A 17,774-nucleotide genomic window follows, 5' to 3' on the forward strand; every position below is an offset into this window, starting at 1 on the left:
TCGGCGGGTGGCGCTCCAAGTGAGCGGGACCGAGGCCCTGGAGTGGCGTGCGTCACTGCCAGGATCCCGGCCATGACGCCGACGACAGCGGAGCTGCTGCTAGCCCGGGCCGAGGACGACAACACCGGACTGCTCTTCGAGGACCGGCGCTGGAGCTGGCGCGAGTTCGTCGCCGAGTCGGCGGTCCGGGCGGAGCTGATCCGCGCCGCCTGCGGCAGGGACGGCGACGACCCGGAGCGTCCGCCGCACGTGGGCGCGATGCTGGACAACGTCCCGGAGTACCTCTTCCTCCTCGGCGGGGCCGCCCTGGCCGGCGCCACCCTGGTGGGCGTCAACACCACCCGCCGCGGCGACGACCTGGCGCGCGACATCCGGCACACGCACTGCGACCTGCTCGTGGTCGCCGACGAGGCGGACGTGGCGGGCCTCGACCACGGCGCCGGCACCGTGTTCGGCGTCGCGTCCGAGGAGTACGCCGCCGCCCTCGCCGAGCACCGGGGCGCGAAGCCGCAGGCGCACCCGAGCGCGCTCGACCCCGCGACCAGGTTCCTGCTGCTGTTCACGTCCGGGTCGACCGGCGCCCCCAAGGCCGTGATCTGCTCGACCGGACGGCTGGCCGCCGTCTCCCAGCTCAACCCGATCTCGTTCACCGCGGACGACGTCGCGTACAACGCGATGCCGCTGTTCCACGGCAACGCGATCATGGCCGCCTGGGGTCCGTGCCTGGTCAGCGGCGCGGCGTACGCGATGCGGCGTCGGTTCTCCGCCTCCGGCTTCCTCCCCGACGTCCAGCGCTTCGGCGCCACGTTCTTCAACTACGTCGGCCGCTCGCTGGCCTACGTGCTGGCCCAGCCCGAGCGCGAGGGCGAGCGGGACAACCGGCTGCGCTTCGGCTTCGGCACCGAGGCCTCGGCCCGGGACCGCGAGGAGTTCCTGCGCCGCTTCGGCTGCCCGCTCTTCGAGTCGTACGGCTCCTCCGAGGGCACCATCCACATCGTGCCGGTCGAGGGCGCGCCGCCGACCGCGCTCGGGAAGCCGCAGGTCGGCTACCAGGCCGACATCGTCGCCGAGGACGGCACCGTCTGCCCGCCGGCCCGCTTCGACGAGCACGGGCGCCTGGCCAACCCGCGCGAGGCGATCGGCGAGATCGTGTCCCGCGGGGGCGCGCTCAAGTTCGAGGGCTACTACAACAACCCCGAGGCCAGCGCGGACAAGCTCCGCGGCGACGACTTCCACACCGGCGACCTCGGCTACCGCGACGAGGACGGCTTCTTCTACTACTCCGGGCGGACCAACGACTGGCTCCGCGTCGACTCGGAGAACCTCGCCAGCGGCCCGATCGAGCAGCTGATCGGCCGCCACCCCGGCATCCGCGGCGTCGCGGTGTACGCCGTCCCGGACCCGCACACCGGAGACCGGGTGATGGCCGCACTGGAGACCGAGGACGGCTTCGACCCCGACCAGTTCCTCGCTTTCCTGAACGAGCAGCCCGACCTCGGGTCGAAGTGGACGCCGCGGCTCCTGCGCCTCGTCGACGAGCTGCCGGTGACCGCGACCCGGAAGCTGGACAAGCCGCGGCTCCGACGCCAGGGCTGGGACGCCGCGGACGTCCTCGAGCTGCGCGACGGCCGCTACCGACCGCTCGACGACGAGCGCCGCCGGGCGGTCGCCGCCGAGCTCGCCGAGCACCGACCCGACCTGGTCCGGTAGCGCACTAGGGTCGGCCCATGACCGCGGGCTCACGCAAGTACGACAGCTCCCGGCGGCAGAGCCAGGGGCGGGAGCGGATCCTCGAGTCGGCGCTCGAGCTCGCCCGCGCGCGTGGCGGGTGGAACTGGGCCGACATCACCTTCAAGGACGTCGCGGAGGCCGCCGAGGTGAGCGAGCGCACCGTCTACCGGCACTTCCCGACGCAGCGCGACCTGCACGAGGCGATGCTGCTGCGCATCAACGAGCACGCCTCGATCTCCTACGACTCCCTCGGGCTCGAGGAGGTCCCGGAGGTCGTCCGGCGACTGTTCCGCTCGCTGAGCACGTTCTCCCCCGGCCTGCACGCGCAGGTGCGGCCCTCGGAGGCGGCCGTCGCCATGAACCGGGAGCGGATGGACGCCCTGCTGCGCGCGAGTGCGGGCGACGTGCGCCTCGCCGCCCTGCTGGACGTGCTGTGGAGCAACGAGACGTACGAGCGGCTCGTGGGCAGCTGGCGGATGTCCACCGAGGAGGCGGTCGACACGGTCACCTGGGCCCTCGGCTCGCTGATCGACCCGCCGCCGGAGGACGCCCCCGACCGCTGAGTGCGACACCCTCCTTGCCGGTTCCTCGTATTCGTGTCAGTCTCATGACACGAATACGAGCAGAGGAGGACGTCCATGTCGGTCGTCTACGAGCAGACGCACCTGGACCGGCTGGAGTCGGAGTCGGTGCAGATCTTCCGCGAGGTCGCGGCGACCGAGGAGCGGCCGGGCCTGCTCTTCTCCGGCGGCAAGGACTCCGTGGTCATGCTCCACCTGGCCCGGAAGGCGTTCTGGCCGGCCCCGGTGCCGTTCCCGGTGATGCACGTCGACACCGGCCAGAACTTCGACGAGGTCCTCGCCTACCGCGACCGCACGGTGGAGCGGTACGACCTCCAGCTCGTCGTCGCGAGCGTCCAGGACGACATCGACGCGGGCCGGTCCCACGAGGAGTACGCCGGCGCCCCGCGCAACCGCCTCCAGACCGCGACCCTGCTGCGCGGCATCACCGAGCAGCGGTTCGGCGCCGTCTTCGGCGGAGCCCGCCGCGACGAGGAGAAGGCCCGGGCCAAGGAGCGCGTCTTCTCCTTCCGCGACGAGTTCGGGCAGTGGGACCCGCGCAACCAGCGCCCCGAGCTGTGGAGCCTCTACAACGGCCGGCACCGCCGGGGCGAGAACATCCGGGTGTTCCCGCTCTCGAACTGGACCGAGCTCGACATCTGGTCCTACATCGAGCGGGAGGGCATCGAGCTCCCCTCGCTCTACTACGCCCGCCCACGCACCGTCGTCGAGCGCGACGGGATGCTGCTCGAGGTCAACCGGTTCGTCGAGCCTCGGGACGGCGAGGTCCCGTTCGAAGCGATCACCCGCTTCCGCACCGTCGGCGACGCCACCTGCACCGGGTGCGTCGAGTCCGGGGCCGCGACCGCGGCCGAGGTCGTCGCCGAGGTGGCCGCCGCGCGGATCACCGAGCGCGGCGCGACCCGCGCCGACGACCGCATCTCCGAGGCCGGGATGGAAGACCGCAAGAAGGAGGGGTACTTCTGATGAGCGAGCTGCTGCGCATCGCCACCGCCGGGTCCGTCGACGACGGCAAGTCCACCCTGATCGGCCGGCTCCTCTACGACTCCAAGGCGATCTTCGCCGACCAGTTGGACGCGGTCGCGGCCACCAGCCGGGCCCGGGGCTCGGACGCCCCCGACCTCGCGCTGCTCACCGACGGCCTGCGAGCCGAGCGGGAGCAGGGCATCACGATCGACGTGGCGTACCGCTACTTCGCGACCCCGCGGCGCAAGTTCATCATCGCCGACACCCCGGGCCACCTGCAGTACACCCGGAACATGGTGACCGGGGCGTCCACGGCCGACGTCGCGATCGTCCTGATCGACGCTCGTCACGGCGTCCTGGAGCAGTCCCGGCGGCACGCCTTCCTCGCCACCCTGCTGGCGATCCCGCACCTCGTGGTGTGCGTCAACAAGATGGACCTCGTCGACTTCGCCCAGGACGTCTTCGACGAGATCCGCACCGACTTCGAGCGGTTCGCCGCCAAGCTCGAGGTCGGCGACCTCACCTTCATCCCGATCAGCGCGCTCACCGGCGACAACGTGGTCACCCGCAGCGGCGCCATGCCCTGGTACGCCGGCGCCTCGTTGCTCGACCACCTGGAGAGCCTGCACATCGCCTCGGACCGCAACCTGATCGACGTCCGCCTGCCCGTGCAGTACGTCATCCGCCCGCACCGCTCGCGCGACACCTCGCTGCACGACTTCCGCGGGTACGCCGGCACGCTCGCCTCGGGCGTGATGAAGGCCGGCGACGAGGTGACCGTGCTGCCCGCCGGTCGGACCACCACGGTCTCCGGGCTCTGGGGTCCGGGCGGCACCAAGCTGGAGGAGGCGTTCGCCGGTCAGGCGGTCACGGTCGAGCTCGCCGACGACGTCGACCTCGCCCGGGGCGACCTGATCTGCCGGCCGCAGAACCGGCCCTTCGTCGGTCAGGACGTCGACGCGATGGTCTGCTGGCTGAGCGACACCTCGACGCTCGACCCGCAGCGCCGGTACACGATCCAGCACACCACCCGCGCGACGCGCGCGACCGTCGAGAGCGTCGACTACCGCCTGGACGTCAACACGCTGCACCGCGACACCGAGGCGGGGTCGCTCGGGCTCAACGACATCGGCCGGATCACGCTGCGCACCCAGCAGCCGCTGCTGTTCGACTCCTACCGGCGCAGCCGCGAGACCGGTTCCTTCATCCTGGTCGACGAGGCCACCAACGCGACGGTCGCGGCCGGGATGATCACCGGTCCGGCGCTCCAGCACGAGAACGTCGTGTGGCAGTCCGGCGCGGTCGAGCGCGACGCCCGGCCGGCACCCGTCCCCGGCGCCGGGATGACGCTGTGGCTGACCGGCCTGTCCGGCTCCGGGAAGTCGACGATCGCCGTCGAGGCGGAGCGGCTGCTGACGTCGTCGGGCCGGGCGGCGTACCTGCTCGACGGCGACAACCTGCGCCACGGGCTCAACGCCGACCTGGGCTTCTCGGCCGCCGACCGCGCCGAGAGCGTACGGCGCACCGGCGAGGTCGCGAAGCTCCTCGCCGACGCCGGGCAGGTGGCGGTGGTCTCCCTGGTCTCGCCGGACCGGGCGGCCCGCGATCGGGTACGCCGGGCGCACGAGGCCGCGGGCCTGAGGTTCGTCGAGGTGTTCGTCGACACCCCGTTGGAGGTGTGCGAGAGCCGGGACCCGAAGGGGCTGTACGCCCGCGCCCGGGCGGGCGAGATCCCCGACTTCACCGGCGTCGACGCGCCGTACGAGGCGCCGGAGGACCCCGAGGTCCGCCTGGCGACCGCCGACGGGTCGGTCGAGGATCTGGCGCGCCGACTCGTGGACGCCGTGCTCCACACCCCGTCCTGACCGACCGATCGAAGGAAGAGACCACGATGACCGACGACTGGACCCAGAGCTTCCGCGACGCGATCGCCGAGGCCGAGCAGCTCATCGCCAACCCGCCGTTCGAGATCACCGAGCAGGAGCGCGCCGAGGGCTACGACTACCTCGCCGGCAGCATCCGCTCCTCGGTGCAGGCGGCGTTCGACTGGGACCTCGTCCACCCGGTGCTGATGAACGGGACCCACCAGTACGCCCGCCAGGCGCTCGACAACCCCGACGCGATCTACTTCAACGCCTACCTCGACGCCGCGGGGACCTACGAGATCTCCGGCGTGCGGGGCACCACCGCCGACCTGTCCTTCCAGCTGATGGACGGCAACTACACCCCCGAGGGCTCCCCGGCGACGCTGGCCGCCTTCGACGACCGGGAGCTCGACATCGCCGACGACGGCAGCTTCTCCTGGCGCTTCGGCCCGGAGATCGGACTGACCAAGGGCACCAACCTGATCATCCGCGAGGTCTTCAGCGACTGGGTCGGCGAGCGGCGCGGCACGATCCGCATCCAGCGCCTCGACACCGCCGGCATCCCTCGCGGCCCGCTCACCCGGGAGAGCGTCGCCAAGCGGTACGACGTCGCCGCGAAGGCGCTGACCACCCGGATCCGGGCCTGGTTCGAGTTCCCGAAGTGGTTCACCTACACCGAGCCGGTCAACACGCTCACCAGCCCGAAGTCGACGCCGGGCGGCCTGTCGAGCCAGTTCTCCTCGCTCGGTCACTACGCGCTCACCGACGACGAGGCCCTGGTCGTCACGGTGCCGGTGTGCGAGGCGGCGGCGTACCAGGCCATCCAGATCGGCTCGAAGTGGTACGTCTCGACCGACTACGAGCACTACCAGAGCTCGCTGACGGCGGCCCAGTCGCAGGCCGACCCGGACGGCCGGTTCCGCTACGTGATCTCCACCCGGAACCCGGGCATCGCCAACTGGGTCGACACGACCAACCACGCGACGGGCGTGATCATGATGCGCTGGCAGCGTGTCGCGCGACCGCTGACCGCCGACGACGGTCCGGTCGTCGAGCTGGTGGCGTTCGACGACCTGGCGACGCACCTGCCGTACTACGACGGCAACCGGGTCACCCCGGAGCAGTACGCCGCCCGGATCGCCGACCGGCAGGTCGGCGTCGCCCAGCGGATGATCTCGTGACGGGCCACAACGTGATGACCCGCGAGCGCGCGGAGGTCGGCAGCTACGAGGAGATCGCGGCCGCCGCCGTCCGCTCGACCGGGTTGTCGGACTTCGGCGACGGCGCCCACGAGGAGGGCCTGCGGGTCATCGTCGAGGACCTCAACTCCCCCGAGACGGGCCTCACGCCCCGGGGTCGCGCCTTCCAGCGCTCCGAGGTCAAGAGCGCGCTCACGGGGGTCCTGCTCACCGAGGCCGCGTTCGCGGCCCACCCCGAGCACCGGGACGTGGTCGTCGAGCGGCCGATCTTCCTGATGGGCCTGCCGCGGACCGGCACCACGATCCTGCACCGGCTGCTGCACGCCGACCCCGGCGCGCAGGGGCTGGAGATGTGGCTGACGCAGTTCCCCCAGCCCCGCCCGCCGCGGCACACGTGGGAGGCGGACCCGACGTACGCGATGATGCAGCGCGCGTTCGCCGCCCACCACGACCAGTCCCCAGAGTTCATGGGCATGCACTACATGGACGCCGCGACGGTCGAGGAGTGCTGGCGGCTGCTGCGCCAGACGGGCAAGTCCAACTCGTACGAGGCGACGGCGTACCTCCCGCGCTACACGGAGTGGCTGGCGCGCCAGGACTGGACGGACGCGTACGCCCGGCACCGGCGCAACCTCCAGCTCGTCGGGCTCAACGACGCCGACAAGCGGTGGGTCCTGAAGAACCCGTCGCACATGACCGCGCTCGACGCGCTGATGACGGCGTACCCGGACGCCCTGGTCGTCTACACCCACCGCGACCCGGTGACCTGCATCGCCTCGGCGTGCTCGCTCGCTGCGGGGGCGACGGCCGGGCAGTCGGACACCTTCGTCGGCGAGGTCATCGGCCGGACCCAGCTCGACCTGTGGTCCCGGTCGTACCACGCCTTCCAGGACGCGCGGTCGAGGTACGACCAGGCCCAGTTCGTCGACATCGCCTTCGGCGACCTCGTCCGCGACAGCCTCGGCACCGTGCGTCAGGTGTACGACGCGTTCGGGCTGGACTGGAGTCCCGAGGTGGAGACGGCCGTCGTCGAGATCGACCGCGAGGCCAGGCACGGCAAGGCGGCGCCCCGGCACCGCTACTCGATGGCCGACTACGGGCTCACCGAGCAGCAGGTGCTGGAGGCCTTCGACCGGTAGCGCGAGCTCGCCGAGGCACTGCGCCATGATCGGCCGCGCCGAACGGAGTCTGCCGAGAGACGCGCCATTCTCGATGACTCGAACCGCTCATCTGAAATCTCTCAACGAGAGGATTCGGACCCACTCCCTAGCGAAGCCAATCTGAACGCCCACCGAGAGGACCCAGTGCCGAACGGGCCATTGATCGTTTCATGGGAACTAGGCAAGGCGAGCCGTTCTGAAGTCAGCGACCGTAAACTTGATCGATGATGCTCTGCGCCTGCTCCGGGCTCGCGACACCAGCCATCCGGACGACTGTCTCGTTCGCCTTCTTCGCAGACTCCTCGGCTTGCGCCTTGCCTGAACTGCCAGCCGCCACACCAAAGTAAGCTGCGACCATCGTGCCGATCGGCGCCGAGATGACGCCCATGATCGCGCCGACGTCGGCAGCGTCGGAGAACTCGCGGACGATGATGACGAGAGCAATCAACAGGACGGCGAGGCCTAGACCCACCGCAATGAGCCCGTAGAGCCAGCGTTGATTGTCGACCGCGCTTGGCGTTTGTTCAGTTCCTGACATGTCGGTCTCCGTAGTTCATCGGTTCCCGAAAGAGTGCTCGCAGCGTGGGCCTTTGGCAAGAGCAGACACAGGCGGTCCAGATCCCCATTTCGGGGGAAATTCCGAATGAATCACGGAGGAGTTGGCCAGTCTTGAAAACACCTGGCCGGGCGACATTGGAACACAAAGGGCTGCACCACGCATCTCTCTATAGCCGAGTGGCCCACTCTATTGCTGCCGACGTGAATATCGGCCCCATCCCAGAGTTGTCCTGCGGAACGAGCGTCGTGCTGCCGCGACGACGTGCGACGCCGCGGCAGCACGCCTGGACTCAGCGCGTGACGCGGATCCGGGTGGTCGACCGGGTGCGCTCGACGAGACCGTCGCCCCGGTAGACGACCCGGGCGGTGGCCGCACCGGTCCGGGCGCGGGCCGGGACGGCGATCCGCACGGTCGCCCGCCCGCGCCGGTCGAGGCGGACGACCTTCGAGCGGCCGGCGACCTTCACGACGACCGACCCGGTCGGGGTGACGCCATGGGCGGCGACGGCGATCCGGAACCGCGCCACCCGGCCGCGCTCGACCCGCTTCTTCGCCGGCGTGACCTTCACCGCGGCGCCGGCCTTGGCGACCGTCACCGCGACCCGGCCGGCGGATGGACGGAACCGACCGTCCGCGCCGGCGTACGTCACGGCGAGGGCGTGCCGGCCGGGTGCCAGCGCCCGAGCGGGCAGCGCGAGGGTGGCGACGCCGTCCCGGAGCGTGCCGGTCAGCGTGCCGCCTCCGGGCAGCGCGACCTCGACCGCGCCCGACGCGGCCGGCGTGACGGCCACGGTCAGCGTGGCGCCCCGGCCGTACACCTGCCGGACGTCGGCGGCGCGCAGCGTGGTGGCGACCGGCTCCGGGACGGGCGCCTCGGCTACGTCGAGCACGACCGGCTCGGACGGGCCGTAGGCGACCTCGCCGGTCGGCTTCAGGATCGAGACCCGGTACGCCGCCCCGTCGTCCGCCGCCGCGGCGGTGAAGCCGAGCTCCGCCCCGTCGCCGCTCACGGTGGTCCACTCGTCCGACCCGGCCGCCCGGCGCTCCCACCGGTGGGCCGTCAGGACCGTCGGGCCGTTCTCCGGCAGCTCGAGCCGCAGGGTCGCCGTCTCCCCCGCGGCGTACGACGTCTGCCCGCCGACCGTGGGCTGCTGGCGCGCAGGCGAGCCGTGGTCGTCGTGGTGGATCGTCACCGGCTCGGTCACGACCGGGTCCCTGCCCTCGGCGGCGTAGTCCAGCGTCGCCCGGACCTCGACCCCGTCGAGGGCCTGCTCGGCCGTCAGCTCGTGCGACGAGCCGGTCGCGCCCGGGAACGGTGCCCACTCCCCACCGGGCCACTTCCACTCCCAGACGACCGTGTCACCGTCACCGATCGCGGGGTCGGCCACCAGGTCCAGGTTGATCGCGTAGCCCTGGTGGTAGTGGGCGCCCAGGCCCTCGAAGAAGAGCAGCTGCTCCGACGGGTCCGCATCCGACACGGTCAGCGGCGTGCTCCAGGTCCCCGCGTAGGTCTCGCGGTCGGTGCCGGCCCAGGCGTAGGACTCGAAGTAGAGCCGCTGCCCGTTCAGGTCCATCGTCGCCGGGAGCTCGAGGGTCAGCGCGTCGGCCGTGGTCCCCTCCTTCACCGTGACCACGTCGGCGCCGGCGCCGGCCCACAGCAGCCACCGGTGGGTCAGTCCGTCCTTCGCCGGGTGCACCTCCGCCGTGGCCCGGAGGGTCTGGCCGACGCGGTAGACGCTGCGGATTCCCGCGACCAGCAGCTCGCGCATCCCCAAGTGGCCGGCGACCGGCGCCGAGATCGCCACCGCCCGACCGTCGCGGATCGTCTGGACCGCGAACTCCGATCCCTCCGGGGTCGCGTAGCGCAGCCGGGCCACGATCGTGTCGCCGACGTGGTCCCACCACGTGACGTCGCGCCAGATGCCGCCGCCGTAGCGGGTGACCAGGCGCACGGAGTCACCCTGCGCGAGGTCGGGACCGTCCAGCGGGAGGACCACGTCGTCGCCGATGTGGTGTGCCCCTGCCGGGAAGGCGGTCGCGACGGGCTGGACCGTGCTCTCGACGGTCAGCGGCACCCAGGGGGTGTCGGCGCCCGCGACGTACGACGTCCCCTGCCGCAAGCGCGCGCGGAGCTCGTAGCCGGCGTACCCGGCGTCCATGGTCAGCTGCAGGCGACCCTGGGCCGCCTCGGTCCCGGTGCCGGTCACCAGGCCGCCGGCCGCGGTGGAGCCCACGGGCCGGACGAAGAAGCGGATGTTCTCACCCTCGGCGAGCGTGTGGCCGACGACGCGGACGTCGAGCGGGTCGCCGACCGCGTAGGACGGCTGGACGCCGTCGATGCCGAACGGCACCGCGGTGGCGGCGACCGAGGTGGGGCTCGGGACGTCGGCGGCCGAGGCCGTCGCGGCCGGGAGCGCGGAGAGGGCGAGGGCGCCGATGACGACGCCCAGCAGGGCGGGAGGTCGGCGGCGGCGGGGCGACACCGCGGTGTCGAGTGGTGCGGGCACGGAGGTTCCTGTCGGTGAAGGGATGGGTGGGGCGGGCTCAGCCCTGGCGGGCCTTGAGCCGGGGGTTCTGCTTGTTGATGACGTAGAGGCGGCCGCGGCGGCGGACCACCTGCGAGCCGGGCTGGCTCTTCAGCGAGCGCAGGGAGTTGCGGACCTTCATGTCGTGCTTCCTCTCGGGGTGGGCCGGTCAGCGCCGGCGGGACGGGTCGACGTGGCCGAGCTGGACGGCGCGGACCAGGCGACGAGGCACGCGGTGCACCTCGCCGTCCACGACCACGGGCACCAGGTCGGGCGGCACCGCCTTCCACGCGGATCGGCGGTGCCGGGTGTTGCTGCGCGAGAGCCTGCGCGCTTGGGGACGGCCATGGGCCTCCTTGGGTCGGGTTCGGTCGGGTCGGTTCGGTCGGGCGGGTCAGGCGGCGTTCTCGATGGGGCCGAGCCAGGGCTCCAGGCCGTCCCACGACTCCTCCCAGGCGCGGCCGCGGGTGGCGAGCTCCTCGTCGGTCAGCAGGCAGCGGTGGAAGGCGGCGACGATCTCGTCCCGCGTCTCGGGGTCGTCGCCGATGCCGACGACCGTGATCCGGGTCAGCGGCGTCTCGCGGCCCCACGGCCGGGTGGACCCCACGCTGGCCTGGCCGCCGGCTCCCTCCCAGACGCAGACCGACCCGGCCCGGGTCGGGAGCCAGAAGCAGCCGCGGGAGCGGCACGGTCCGCCGCCCAGGATCGGCAGCTCGTCCTGGAAGCGCAGCGGGTGGAAGGGGCGGTCGGAGCAGAGGTCCAGCCGCCAGGCGCCGGTGACCGGGACCGGCGGGAGGGCGCCCCGGCGCACCTCGGCGACCCAGGCCTCCGCGGCCTCCGGGCTCCGGCGAGCGCCGGCCAGCTGCGGGGCGTCGAGCAGCGAGGGGTCGCTCACCACCGGGACCCGCGGCCGCGCCAGCGCGGCGAGGAGCGCCTCCTCCTCCGGCTCGGCCGCCGAGGTCAGGCAGACGAGATCGGCGTACTCGACCATGGCGCTGGCGACCTCGGCGACGCCCCGGCGGTCCTCCTCGGAGGTGGCCAGGCCCCGCTCGTCGAGGAGGTCGTCCCCGAGGACGTCGTCGGCGACCGTGTCGCCGTCGAGGGCGGTGACCACGCTGGCGATGACGACGTGCGGCGCCGTACGTGGCGACCAGGCGAGCACGCGGCAGACCTGGTCGGCCTCGGCCGCGATCGGCAGGCAGGCCACGATCGTGCCCCATCGGCCCTCGGCGCCAAGGCGCTCCAGGGTCGGCACGATGTCCTCGCGGACGGCGCAGCTGACGCAGGCGTGCGCGAGGTCGATCTCCTCCCGCTCGAGGACGCCGGTGAGGTCGCCGACCACGCGGGTCAGGACCCGGCGCTCGGGATCGATGGTGTGCCGCACGGCGACCGCGTCGGGCAGGCCGAGCTGCAGCGAGAGGGCGGCGGCACCCATGGCGCCCTCGTCGATGCCGCTCACCAGGACGACCGGCACCCGGCGGCGGTGGATGGCTTGCTTCATGTCACGACTCCCTGCATCCTTATCGATAACGATTCTCATTCTAACCACAAGGAAGCCATGTCTCGCACCTGCCAGGTCACCGGAGCCGAGCCGTCCTTCGGCAACGCCGTCTCCCACTCCCACCGCCGCACCCGGCGGCGCTGGAACGTCAACGTCCAGGACAAGCGCTACTGGGTGCCGTCGCTCGGTCGGCACGTGACGCTGCGAGTGAGCGCGCGCGGCATCAAGACGATCGACCGGCGCGGCATCGAGTCGGTCGCGGCCGACCTGCTGGCCCGTGGGGAGCGGATCTGATGGCGAAGCGAGGCTCGGACGTCCGCCCGATCGTCAAGCTCCGCTCGACGGCCGGCACCGGCTTCACCTACGTCACCAGGAAGAACCGTCGCCACGACCCCGACCGGCTCGTGCTGCGCAAGTACGACCCGAGGGTCCGCCGTCACGTCGACTTCCGCGAGGAGCGCTGAGGTGGCCACCCGGGCGAAGATCGCCGCCAACGAGAAGCGCAAGGCGATGGTGGAGCGCCACCGCGACCGCCGCGACGCGCTCCGCGCCGGCACCAAGGACTCCACGCTGACGCTCGAGCAGCGCCAGGCCGCCGTACGAGCGCTGGCGCGGCTGCCGCGACTCCTCCCCCGTGCGGGTCCGCAACCGTGACCAGGTCGACGGGCGTCCCCGGGGGTACGTCGGCAAGGTCGGCCTGTCCCGGATCGGCTTCCGCACCGCCGCGCTCCGCGGCGAGCTCCCCGGCATCACGAAGTCGAGCTGGTAGGCCCGCCGAGCGGGGATTCGCCCGAAGCGGATGACCCGGACGAGCGGCGCGGCGCCCTAGCGTCCGGCGGACGAGCCGTCAGCCCTCCGGGAGGAACCCCATGTCCACGATGCCGCGCCACGCGTACGAGGAGTCGACGAAGGGCGACGTCGCCTCGGGCGTCGAGTTGTTCGCCGGGCTGATGCTGGTGATGGTGGCGATCCTCCAGATCCTCAACGGGATCTCGGCCCTCGCCGACGACAACGTCTTCATGGGCACCTGGAACTACGTCTTCGCGTTCGACCTGACCACCTGGGGGTGGGTGACCCTGACGGTCGGGATCCTCGCCGGCGTGACGGCGGCCGGGGTCCTCCTGCGGACGACGTGGGGGCGGATGGCCGGCGTCTTCGTCGCGTTCGTCGGCGCGCTCGCCAGCTTCGGGTTCATGCCGTACTACCCGTGGTGGGCCGTCGTGCTGCTCGTCTTCAACGGCCTGGTGATCTGGGCGCTGCTCACCCAGCTCTACTACCTGGGCGAGTGAGGAGCCGGTCAGAAACTGCCGATGCCCTTGCCGATCATCGTGACCCCGATGACGAGGAGCAGCACCGCCATCACGGTCGCGTTGTTGTGGACCAGCCACACCCGAAGGGACTGCAGCGGTCCGGACATGGCGTCCCGGGCGAGCAGGTAGCCGACGACCGGCACCGCCACCGAGGCTCCTGCGATGAGGGTGAACACCGCGACGACGACCGCGATCTCGCCCGCGGGGAGGTCGGCGGTGCCCACGAGGACACCGGCGCTCGCGGTCATCAACAGGTTCTTCGGGTTCAGCGCCGACAGGGCGAACCCGAGAGCGAGCGCCTTGGCCAGCGTCATCTTGTCGATCGCCGCCATCCACCCGGGCAGGGCCGGCTCCTCCCCCTCGTGCGGCCGGCCGCGCCACTGCCTGAGCGCGATGAGCAGCATCAGCGCACCGAGGAGGAGCTTGACCAGTCCGGCGACCGGCTGCGACGCGTCGTCGTCCTGCTCGGGGATCACCGCGGCCAGTGCGACGAAGACGACCAGGGTGATCACGATCCCGGCCAGCCAGCCGACCATGAACCCGACGCTCGCGGCACGGGCCTGCGGAGCGAGCAGCATCAGGATGGTCGCGATGATCGGGATCGGGCTGATCAGGACCGCCACCGCGAGCGGCAGCACGTCCCCGAGCACGGCGCCCATCAGGGCGTGAGGATCGTGGAGGGCATCCGGCGACGCTAGGCAGCGGCGCTCGGAGGCCGGGTCACCCGGAGCGGGTGACCTCCGGGTGGCGCCCGGTGGTGAGGGTGGGCGGGTGCGCCGACCGAAGCCGAGCCTGGGTCGCCCGAAGCCGAAGGACGCCGTCGCCGGGTTCGTGACCGGCCTGTTCAGCATCCCCGAGGGCATGGCCTACGCGAGCATCGGCGGCTTCAACCCCGTCCTGGGCCTGTACGCCGGGATGGTGCCGACCACCGTCGGCTCGCTGTTCTCGCGCACCGTGCTGATGACCACCACGCTCACCTCGGCGATCGCGCTGACCTCGCAGAGCGTGCTCTCCAGCGCCGGACTCGACCCCAACGACCTCGACAACGTCGCCACTCTCACCGTGCTCGTCGGTGCCGTGATGCTGCTCTTCGGGCTGCTGCGCCTGGGCGCGGTGATGAGCTTCGTGTCGAACGCCGTGATGACCGGCTTCACGACCGGCATCGCGCTGCAGATCGTCGCGGGCGTGCTGGGCGACGCGACCGGCTACGAGACCGACGCCCACAACACGATCGCCAAGGTCGTCGACTCCTTCGCCCACGTCGCCGACTGGGACCTGCCGTCCGTGCTCGTCGCGCTCTCGACGGTCGCGGTGTGGGCCGGCGTACGCCGCGTGCCCCGGCTGGAGCCGTTCGCGATCCTCGGCGCCCTGGTCGTCGTCACCGCCGTCGTCGTCGGCCTCGCCGTCGACGTGCGCGACGTGGGCGACATCGGCTCCATCCCCGACGGGCTGCCGCACCCGGTCCTCCCCGACCCGGGGGTGCTGACCGAGCTGCTCCCCGGGGCGATCGCCGTGGCGCTGGTCGCGCTCGCCCAGGCCGCCGGGATCGGGGCCGCCGTCCCCAACCCGGACGGCAGCCGCACCAACGTCTCCGGCGACTTCAGCGCCCAGGGCCTGGCCAACATCGCGGGCGGCTTCTTCCGCGCCCTGCCCACCGGCGGCTCGCTCTCCCGCACCGGCGTCGCGACCAGCGCCGGCGCGCAGACCCGGTGGGCCGGGATCTTCGCCGGGATCTTCCTCGCGCTGATGGTGCTCCTCGCCGGCGGCGTCGCCGAGGTGATCCCGATGCCGGTGATCGGCGGCCTGGTCATCGTGATCGGCGCCGAGCTCGTCGTGGGGCGGCTGCCGGACATCCGGCTCGTGCTGCGCACCGGGCCGCTGCCCGCGGTGGCGATGGTCGCGACGTTCGCCGCCACCACCCAGCTCCCGCTCCAGCAGGCCATCCTGCTCGGCGCCGGACTCTCACTGCTGCTCTACTGCATCAGCGCCGAGCGCAGCGGCCGCCTCCGGGCGCTGGTCCGCGACGACGGCCGCTGGCGCCTCGCCGACGTACCAGCCGTGCTGCCGAGCGAGACCGTCACGGTCCTGCACTACGAAGGCGCCAGCCTCTTCGCCGAGGTCGCACGGCTGGAGGAGAGCTGGCCCCGCAGCACCGACGCACACCACGCGGTCGTCATCCTGCACGCCCGCGCCATGCCCGACGTCCCCTCCTCGACCATCCTCAAGGCCCTGCGCCGACGCGCCCGAGCTCGACCACCACGGCTGCCGCCTGATGATCGTCGGCCTCGCCCCCGAGCAGGTCGACCTGCTCGCCCGCACCGGCCTCGTCGACGACCTCGGCACCGACAACGTCGTCCCGCAGACCCCGGTGTTCTTCGCCGCCCTCGACGAGGCCTACGACGCCGCCGGACGCTGGATCACCCAGCGCCAGGACGACCCGCCGTGACCTGAGGCTCGCCGACGACGGCGGATGCCGCCGAGGCCCGCGGGCCCCGACGGCATCCGGTGGTGCGGTCGCGTCAGTTGGCGGCGTTGTACGACGGGGTCGCGTCCACGACCCAGACGCCGAGGCCGTTGGACTGGCGGGCGTACGACCCGGTCGCGTGCTGGCTCCACTCGTGGTGGTCGACCGGGATGGAGGTACCGACGGTGGCGCCGGCGCGGTAGAGGCGAGCGGCGTCGTCGCTGCCCAGGCCGAACCCGGCGGTGGCCTCGGTCCGGAGGACGTAGGTGGCGCCGGCCGCCAGGGTCGTGCTGGCGGGGATCACGTAGGTGTTGGCGTTCGTGCTGTCGGCGATGATCGCGCCGCTGATGTCGATGCTCGCGCCCGAGGTGTTGAGCAGCTCGATCCAGTCGCCGTTGACGGCGTCGCCGGTGGAGACGACCTCGTTGAGCACGACGTAGGAGATGTCGGGCGTCACCGCGGAGGTGAAGTCGTTGGCCGTGCCGAAGGTGCTCTTGTTGGTGGCCACGAACGAGCCGCCGCCGTCGAGGCCGTAGGACTGCAGGGCGTGCGTGGCCCACGTCCGCGAGGAGACGACCGGTGCGGTGGCGAGGTCGACCGCGTCGGCCTGGAACAGCCGGGCGGAGTCGCTGTCGCCGAGGCCGAACTGGCCGTCCCCGAGGGCGGGGTCGTCGAGCCGGAACGCGACGAGGCCACCGGCGGGAAGCGGCGGGGTGCTGGCCGGGATCCGGAAGACGTGGCCGTTGTCGTTGTCGGAGAGGATGGCGTCGTCCAGGTCGACGCTCGAGCCGGAGGTGTTCTTCAGCTCGATCCAGTCGCCGTTCGTGTCGTCGCCGTGGCTCTCGACCTCGTTGACGACGACCCCGGTCAGGCTGGGCGCGGAGACCCCGCTGAACTGGTTGGCCGCGGCGAAGGTGCTCGCCGAGGTCTGCGCCCAGCTGCCGGCGCCGGCCACGGTGCGGCCGTAGGTGCTGGTGGCGTGCGACGACCACGAGAACTGGTCGACGACGGAGGTCAGGGACACGTCGTTGGGGGCGTACAGCTTCACGGAGTCGGCGGAGCCGAGACCGAAGCTGCCCGCGACGGCCGGGTCGTCGACGCGGAACGCGACGTACCCGCCGGCGGCGAGGCTCGGGGTGGAGCCCGGTACGACGAACTGGTGGGCCGGGTCGGCGTCGGTGATGATGGCGCCGTCGATGTCGATCGCGGAGCCGGTCGTGTTGTAGAGCTCGACCCAGTCCCCGTTGGTGGCGTCGCCGTTGGACTCGACCTCGTTGAGCTTGACGCCGGCGATGTTGCCGATCGGGGCGAAGCCGAAGTCGTTGGCGTCGGCGAACGTGCTCGTCGCCGTGGTCTGGAAGGTCTGCGAGCCGTCGGGGTTGGCGCCGTACGTGGTGGCGGCGTGCGACGTCCAGGTGTAGCTGTCGGTCGGCGAGACGGCACCGAGGTTGACGGTCCCGGCGGGGAACAGGCGTGCCGAGTCGGCGCTGCCCAGCCCGAAGCTGCCCGCGACGGCCGGGTCGTCGACGCGGAAGGCGATCCACTCGCCCACGTCCAGGATCGTGCCGGTGGGGATGACGAACCGGTTCGCGTTGTTGTTGTCGGACAGGATCACGCCCGACAGGTTGACCTCGTCGCCGACGATGTCGCCGGTGTTGTAGAGCTCGATCCAGTCGCCGTTGGCGGCGTCGCCGTTGGACTCGACCTCGTTGATCTCGATGTCGGTGAGGTTGGTGGTGACCGCCGAGGCCGGCGAGACCCCGACGAACCCGACACCGACGACCGTGCAGGCCGCGGCCGAGACGGCGGCCGCAGCGAGACGGAACCGCGCGACGTGGCCACGCGATGATGCGTGCTTCATGAAGTGCTCCCTTAGGGTTGATGGTGCTTCCGGTGACGGAGGCGTGGGGGGGT

16 protein-coding genes and 1 pseudogene are annotated in these 17,774 nt (G+C 71.9%); 11 read left to right on the top strand and 6 right to left on the bottom strand.

From position 1 onward, the window contains the following. Positions 1 to 72 precede the first annotated feature (72 nt). From VMF51_RS04535 to VMF51_RS04560, 6 genes are all read left to right on the top strand, one after another. Positions 73 to 1,710 (top strand): AMP-binding protein, encoded by a 1,638-nt coding sequence (locus VMF51_RS04535; protein WP_325473213.1) that lies wholly within the window; start codon positions 73 to 75, stop codon positions 1,708 to 1,710. Positions 1,711 to 1,727: 17 nt separating this feature from the next. Beyond that, entirely contained in the window at positions 1,728 to 2,294 is a 567-nt protein-coding gene (locus tag VMF51_RS04540) for a TetR/AcrR family transcriptional regulator (protein ID WP_325473214.1), read from the top strand. A gap of 75 nt (positions 2,295 to 2,369) precedes the next feature. Beyond that, entirely contained in the window at positions 2,370 to 3,278 is a 909-nt protein-coding gene (cysD, locus tag VMF51_RS04545) for a sulfate adenylyltransferase subunit CysD (RefSeq protein ID WP_325473215.1), read from the top strand. Continuing rightward, complete coding sequence (cysC, locus tag VMF51_RS04550; protein ID WP_325473216.1) at positions 3,278 to 5,143, top strand: adenylyl-sulfate kinase; 1,866 nt, start codon at positions 3,278 to 3,280, stop codon at positions 5,141 to 5,143. The genes cysD and cysC overlap by 1 nt, the downstream gene beginning before the upstream one ends. A gap of 26 nt (positions 5,144 to 5,169) precedes the next feature. Further along, complete coding sequence (locus VMF51_RS04555; protein ID WP_325473217.1) at positions 5,170 to 6,324, top strand: hypothetical protein; 1,155 nt, start codon at positions 5,170 to 5,172, stop codon at positions 6,322 to 6,324. Beyond that, complete coding sequence (locus VMF51_RS04560; protein ID WP_325473218.1) at positions 6,321 to 7,481, top strand: sulfotransferase; 1,161 nt, start codon at positions 6,321 to 6,323, stop codon at positions 7,479 to 7,481. Before VMF51_RS04555 ends, VMF51_RS04560 begins: the two co-directional genes overlap by 4 nt. Positions 7,482 to 7,704: 223 nt before the next feature. On the opposite strand, the gene VMF51_RS04565 is transcribed toward VMF51_RS04560, so the two are convergent. From VMF51_RS04565 to VMF51_RS04585, 4 genes are all read right to left on the bottom strand, one after another. Next, positions 7,705 to 8,040, bottom strand: coding sequence for a hypothetical protein (locus VMF51_RS04565; RefSeq protein ID WP_325473219.1), 336 nt, complete (start codon positions 8,038 to 8,040; stop codon positions 7,705 to 7,707). A gap of 310 nt (positions 8,041 to 8,350) precedes the next feature. After that, complete coding sequence (locus VMF51_RS04570) at positions 8,351 to 10,567, bottom strand: Ig-like domain-containing protein (protein ID WP_325473220.1); 2,217 nt, start codon at positions 10,565 to 10,567, stop codon at positions 8,351 to 8,353. 37 nt (positions 10,568 to 10,604) lie between these two features. Beyond that, entirely contained in the window at positions 10,605 to 10,727 is a 123-nt protein-coding gene (ykgO, locus tag VMF51_RS04575; protein WP_325473221.1) for a type B 50S ribosomal protein L36, read from the bottom strand. 252 nt (positions 10,728 to 10,979) lie between these two features. Continuing rightward, positions 10,980 to 12,086, bottom strand: a complete 1,107-nt coding sequence (locus VMF51_RS04585; protein WP_325473222.1) for a GTP-binding protein — start codon at positions 12,084 to 12,086, stop codon at positions 10,980 to 10,982. Between the two features lie 57 nt (positions 12,087 to 12,143). On the opposite strand from VMF51_RS04585, the gene rpmB reads away from it, so the two are divergent. The 4 genes and pseudogenes from rpmB to VMF51_RS04605 all read left to right on the top strand — a co-directional run bounded on the left by rpmB (position 12,144) and on the right by VMF51_RS04605 (position 13,375). Beyond that, on the top strand, positions 12,144 to 12,380 hold the full coding sequence (rpmB, locus tag VMF51_RS04590; protein ID WP_325473223.1) for a 50S ribosomal protein L28: 237 nt from the start codon (positions 12,144 to 12,146) through the stop codon (positions 12,378 to 12,380). After that, the gene (rpmG, locus tag VMF51_RS04595) at positions 12,380 to 12,550 is read left to right on the top strand and encodes a 50S ribosomal protein L33 (protein ID WP_325473224.1); all 171 of its coding nucleotides are present in this window, start codon (positions 12,380 to 12,382) and stop codon (positions 12,548 to 12,550) included. The genes rpmB and rpmG overlap by 1 nt, the downstream gene beginning before the upstream one ends. Before the next feature lies 1 nt (position 12,551). Beyond that, a pseudogene (rpsN, locus tag VMF51_RS04600) lies at positions 12,552 to 12,855 on the top strand (30S ribosomal protein S14). Between the two features lie 100 nt (positions 12,856 to 12,955). Beyond that, the gene (locus tag VMF51_RS04605) at positions 12,956 to 13,375 is read left to right on the top strand and encodes a DUF7144 family membrane protein (RefSeq protein ID WP_325473225.1); all 420 of its coding nucleotides are present in this window, start codon (positions 12,956 to 12,958) and stop codon (positions 13,373 to 13,375) included. Positions 13,376 to 13,383: 8 nt separating this feature from the next. On the opposite strand, the gene VMF51_RS04610 is transcribed toward VMF51_RS04605, so the two are convergent. Continuing rightward, positions 13,384 to 14,055 (bottom strand): GAP family protein, encoded by a 672-nt coding sequence (locus VMF51_RS04610; protein ID WP_325473226.1) that lies wholly within the window; start codon positions 14,053 to 14,055, stop codon positions 13,384 to 13,386. A 112-nt stretch (positions 14,056 to 14,167) separates the two neighbouring features. Here VMF51_RS04610 and VMF51_RS04615 point away from each other — a divergent pair, with 112 nt between their 5' ends. Next, a complete protein-coding gene (locus VMF51_RS04615; protein ID WP_325473227.1) occupies positions 14,168 to 15,847 on the top strand; it encodes a SulP family inorganic anion transporter in 1,680 nt (559 codons plus the stop codon). A 68-nt stretch (positions 15,848 to 15,915) separates the two neighbouring features. On the opposite strand, the gene VMF51_RS04620 is transcribed toward VMF51_RS04615, so the two are convergent. Further along, complete coding sequence (locus tag VMF51_RS04620) at positions 15,916 to 17,721, bottom strand: lamin tail domain-containing protein (protein WP_325473228.1); 1,806 nt, start codon at positions 17,719 to 17,721, stop codon at positions 15,916 to 15,918. Between the last annotated feature and the right edge of the window lie 53 nt (positions 17,722 to 17,774).

Origin of the sequence: Nocardioides sp., from assembly GCF_035503875.1 — a bacterium.
Taxonomy (GTDB): Bacteria; Actinomycetota; Actinomycetes; order Propionibacteriales; family Nocardioidaceae; genus Nocardioides.